General features: G+C 76.9%; 1 protein-coding gene. It reads right to left on the bottom strand.

Going from position 1 to position 832, the window contains the following annotated elements:
- Positions 1–29: 29 nt before the first annotated feature.
- Positions 30–832: peptide chain release factor N(5)-glutamine methyltransferase (prmC, locus tag A7A76_RS03370; RefSeq protein WP_206409870.1), on the bottom strand; the 803-nt coding region annotated here is incomplete at its 5' end.

The raw sequence follows: 832 nt of genomic DNA, 5'->3' as shown, positions 1-832 counted from the left end.
GGGCCGGGCGGCGGGCCGGCCGCGGCCGCTCAGCCGGGCCGGCGGCCGAGGCTGACGCGGTCGCGCTGCTCCCAATCCTGTTCGGTCGCGACCTCGGCCAGCCCCGCCGCGATCAGCAGCGCGCGCACCGCCGGGCCCTGGTCCCAACCGTGCTCGATCAGCAGCCAGCCGCCGGGGCGCAGGTGCGCCGGCGCCTGGGCGGCGATGGTGCGGATCGCATCCAGCCCGTCGGCGCCGGAGGCCAGCGCCGTCAGCGGCTCGAAACGCAAGTCGCCCTGGCCCAGGTGCGGATCGGCGGCTTCGATGTACGGCGGGTTGCTGGCGATCAGATCGAAGCGCTCGCCCTGCAGCGGCGCGAACCAGTCGCCGAGGCGGAATTCCAGATTGCGCAGCCGCAGTTCCTCGGCATTGGCGCGCGCCACCGCCAGCGCCTGCGCGCTGAAGTCCACCGCCAGCACCTGCGCGCGCGGCCGCTCGGCCGCCAGCGCCAGGGCGATCGCGCCGCTGCCGGTGCCCAGGTCGGCGACGCGCGCCTCGGCCTGGGCCGGCAGGCGCTCCAGCGCCAGCTCGACCAGCCGCTCGGTCTCCGGACGCGGGATCAAGGTGGCCGGGCCGACTTGCAGATCGAAACGCCAGAAGCCGCGCCGGCCGAGCAGGTAGGCCACCGGTTCGCCGGCCTCGCGCCGCGCCAGCCAGTCCTCGAAGCGGGCCAGCGCCGCGCCGTCGGGCACGTGGTCGTCGTGGGCGAACAGCCAGGCGCGCGGGCGTTGCAGCGCCGCGGCCAGCAGCAGTTCGGCCTCGGCCGGGTCGACCCGGCCGCGCGCGCGCTTGA

The sequence above is a fragment of the Lysobacter enzymogenes genome (assembly GCF_017168095.1).
GTDB classification, from domain to species: domain Bacteria; phylum Pseudomonadota; class Gammaproteobacteria; order Xanthomonadales; family Xanthomonadaceae; genus Lysobacter; species Lysobacter enzymogenes_D.
Note: the sequence above shows the minus strand (reverse complement) of the source record. Positions and strands in the feature narration are given on the sequence as shown.